Annotated in this window: 2 protein-coding genes; both read right to left on the minus strand. The window is 39.4% G+C overall.

Translation table 11 applies throughout. The features are described 5' to 3' along the window. Window positions 1-342: 342 nt before the first annotated feature. Window positions 343-3,030: a family 20 glycosylhydrolase gene (locus CWB66_RS13415; protein WP_252371760.1), complete on the minus strand. Its 2,688-nt coding sequence runs from the start codon at window positions 3,028-3,030 to the stop codon at window positions 343-345. A 27-nt stretch (window positions 3,031-3,057) separates the two neighbouring features. Continuing rightward, entirely contained in the window at window positions 3,058-4,104 is a 1,047-nt protein-coding gene (locus tag CWB66_RS13420) for a cupin-like domain-containing protein (RefSeq protein ID WP_138585767.1), read from the minus strand. Window positions 4,105-4,305 lie beyond the last annotated feature (201 nt).

The following is a 4,305-nucleotide window of genomic DNA, read 5'->3' on the forward strand; positions in this document are numbered from 1 at the left end:
TTCGTGTTGATATTTGTGGATTGAAATTTGTTCAATCTAGGGACGATTTAATCGCGGCGCGAGGTTTGTAACCTAGTGGGCTAAGTAAAAATCGAGCAACAAAGAGTTAATCGTCTCTAGACGAGCTCAAAGGGCTGCGGATGTTTGGCATTCATGCTGCGTTATCGCCTATTTATGGGAAATAACCACACACCATAGACTCTGCTTTGCTTAAATATCAAACAGTCTGCTGCAAAATCAATCACGAAAGGTCAACACGCCCTAGCGTAATTTTTTTAACGTTAAATAGACCTCATATATAAGCAGATTGGTATAAATTCAACCTCGAAAAATCAACACATCCTAAGGGTGCGCAACTTTTAATGCTCTACCAAAGCGATTACCCGAGATAGTTTTAGCACGCACCCATATATCAGCGTCCACTTTTACAGGCTGCTTATAGTCACTCCATTGACCATCGACAGTTTTGTATTCAATCAAAAAGCCAGGATATGCAAGATTGGCAAAAAGCGTGCCCTTTACTATTTGCGCTCCTACATTTGGAATACGAAAATGAATATTTTCAGCCTCTAACTTAGCAAATTCTTTTAGTCCCAAGGTAGCCGAAAACGTTTGCCATTTAAAATCGCGTAGCTGTGCTAACTGCTTTGTAAAGCGGTCACTATTTTGGCTATAAACAAAACCATTATAGTCATAAGGCACTGACCAACTTGCTTTATGCCAAGCGCGCTCTGCGAGTGACAGTAAACGCGGAAACAATTTATATTCAGCCATATTATTGGTGCGAGTATTCTCACTCCATAGTTGTCCTTGAATACCTAAAACGTGCTTATTCGCAATTAATGGCGCAGATTTAATATTTCCAGCTTCATCTAACTTAAGTGTATCGTCTGCTACGTAAGGATTATCTTCTCTATCAAGCCAAAACTCTGCATGCACAGGCAGGTTATCAGGCATAAATTGAAATACTTTTTCAGTATTTATATGGCGCGAACCCCAATAATAACCGGGCTCTTTAGGGTCTGCTTCATAAGGAAAGTCAAAGTATAAAACATCAGGGTTTGATAATACCACTTGCCAATCTTGGTTCACAAACTGATGGGCTAGCTGGTGACCATTCCACATTAATAAGCCCCAACTATTTGCTTGCACTACCGCTGGCATATTGTGTAAATTAGTATGAGATAAACCATCGCTCCACGCCGCAGTTTCAATATCCATACTCTCAAGCATATTTGCTATGCGCTCAATAAAGTGACTTCCCAACTGACTTAGCTTAGTAATGCCAGAATCATTATTTTTTATATACTGGGCACACGCTGGCGATGAAACCCAAGCCCCTGCGGTTTCATCGGCACCAATATGGTAACGGGTTAAAGGGTGTTTAGCCTCACTATGAATTGCTTTTACTTGCTGCATTACTTCATTAATAAATGCATAAGAAGACTCTAAACACACATTAATAGTGTTGTCGTTGTAATATTGCACAGACGAATATTGCGTAGTGTCAGACGGATCATGTAATAAAAATTGCTCCGCTTTTAGCGTGTCGCCTTGCTTTAGGTATTTATTATAACGAGCCGTCATCGATTTAATTGCTGCGCGAGAATGCCCTGGCATATCTAATGAAGGAATAACTTGAATATGGCGCGCACTCGCCGCTTTGAGGATTTCTTGATAGTCAGCCACAGAATAAAAACCATTCGCTTCACTCGACGCATCGACACCCGCCCCTAGTTGTGGCAGTAAACATTGTTGCTCTGTTTTATCAAAACAGCGCTTTGATCCCACTTGTGTTAATTCAGGCAATGAAGGGATCGCTAAGCGCCAGCCTTCGTCGTCACCTAAATGCAAATGGAGTTTATTGAGTTTGTAGGCTCCCATTTGATCGAGTAACTTTAAAATAAAGTTTTTATCGCGAAAGTTACGCGCTACATCAACTAAAATCCCTCTAAATTGGTAATGAGGTAAATCTTTAACGTCCCCAACAGGCAAGGTATCACTTGCTACTTTATATAAACTCGCAAGGCTCTGAATGGCATAAAAAATTCCCGACTCATCAACCGCATTAATGTCTATCGTATCGGCTTTAATCGCTAACTGATAACTTCCTTGCGGATCAGTGCTATTGGCGACTAAATGCAGATTAACATCAATCGCCAATGCATTGTTTGTACGTTTTATGCCTAGTTTTTCAAGACGATTAATAGCTGCAGTCACTTTGTTTTTATTAACATTATTAAAGTTAAAGTGTAGCCCTTCACTAATATTAAGTGTGCGCGTACTACTAAATTCAGAATAGCTAGGCGTAGGAATAATTTGCTGTGCAATAACACCGGTTGATTGCTGGTTTTGTGTGAGATAAGACGAAAAATCATATTTTTTATTTCGCTCATATAAACGCTCAGCGGTTAACCTTTGTGTTTTATCATTTTTAGTGCGTTTGAACTGACGCTCTGCATCAGTATACGGCATAACAAAAGGTAATAACTCTAGCCCCGTATCTTCATCAATAATGGCTTTGGTGCTATTAACAACTTTTGCATAGTCGTTATTGTTAACCACGATGTAGTTAGGCATTGCATCTGTTTCTGACAACGACCAAAAATCGGCATAAAAAGTAATGACCTTTGTTTCATTTGTTTTAAAGCCCGTAAATTTGTCGGTTGGCTCTATAACATGTAAGTCACCATTGACGTGATTAATTGTAAACTCTTCGCTTTCAATACTCTGAATGGGCGTAATATGACTAAAGTAAATTTTCCACTGTGTAGAATTAATTGCTTTATGGGTACTCAAACGTAAATTAGCTTTATAACAATTGCCCCCTTCCACTTGCTGGTCACATTGTGCCGAGGGCCGGTTATCCACCTGTTGGTATTTAATTTCTAAGCTTTGCGCAATGGTATCAATGGCTGCGTTAGTTGCAGGGCTCAATTTAGTGCTTTGTTTTTGCTGTCTACTTTCGGTATTACTCTGACAGGCACTCACACTGAGTGCCATGCAACAAACAACTAATAATAATTTCATCGACATACGTTATCTCACTGTACTTAATTAGCTCAACTGCTTGATAAGCCATTGCTTAACTTGCACTCTTTGTTGATCTGTTAAGGTATTTAAAATCCCTTTAAATTGATCGGGAATATGTTGGTTTTGTACTGGGTCGTAATCAAATACTTGATAATTAAAAAAGGCTTGCCATGCTTTTTTTTGTGCTTTGGGTAAATCGCGAATCGTCAATATTGCCAGCAACATGGCATCCATTGGCACAGGCTCATCAGTATGAGTAATTGATCCACCTGACCAATAATTTACCAGCATATTAATGCCACTTAACGCTTCAACATGATGCCACCAAAGCGTAGGAATAAATAACGCATCCCCAGGCTCTAACTCAGCAATTAGCGCATCATTTAATGCCTCTTTAAATTTAGGAAACTTAATAAAATCGGGATCATCTAAATTTACCATTGAAACAGGTGCCCCTGCGGGGGTATGTTCCAGCGAGCCAATATATAAATTAGCAATTTGATGTGGAGGAAATAAGGTAACTTTACGTTTACCCGCCACTACACAGGCAATATTCTCAGCGTCATCATAATGAGCGACTACGGTAGATTGATTTCCAAGCCAAAATCGTGGTTGTGGATTATCAGAAAACAGCGCCATGCTATGCTGAGGTACAAATTCATTAAAGTAATCAGCAACGGGAGCACTTTGAATTGCCACTGCACCGGCTTGATTATTTTGCTCAATGCTTTGCGCGTTTGTGCACAATAACTGCAAAAAATGCGCATAACTGGCTATTTTTCGATTAAAGTTAAACCCATTTAATGCTTCATCATACGAAAAGTGGGGGTTTGCGCAGGGCTTAATTTCAGCCATCCTGACATCACCTCCTACGTATAAACTACTCAAATACTCTAACCATGTGGGCAATTGAGCTGGAGGTATCTTTTCGTCTTTTTTCGCTTTTTTAACAATAGGCCAATCGTTCACTAAGCCCTTTAAAATAGCAGGCTCGGCTAGTGGAGCAATTTCATTACGAAACAGTGTTGGCGTTACGTTATGCCATATAGCTACATGTTTTAGAGCACGCATAATTTAATACCCACAATCACAAATGAATTAATTTAATTAACCTGAACTCTGGTTAAGAGATTTTCAGTGAAAACAAGGCGAATTTACGCGTCAATAGCGGCCTATTGCCAGTAAATTCAACGCAGTTAGCGCTGAAAATAGCTGCTCGAGATGGATTTATTTTTCAGAATTCAGGTTAATTAGTGTGGTTATATTTTTTTG

It is taken from the genome of Pseudoalteromonas sp. S558, assembly GCF_005886635.1.
Taxonomy (GTDB): Bacteria; Pseudomonadota; Gammaproteobacteria; order Enterobacterales; family Alteromonadaceae; genus Pseudoalteromonas; species Pseudoalteromonas aliena.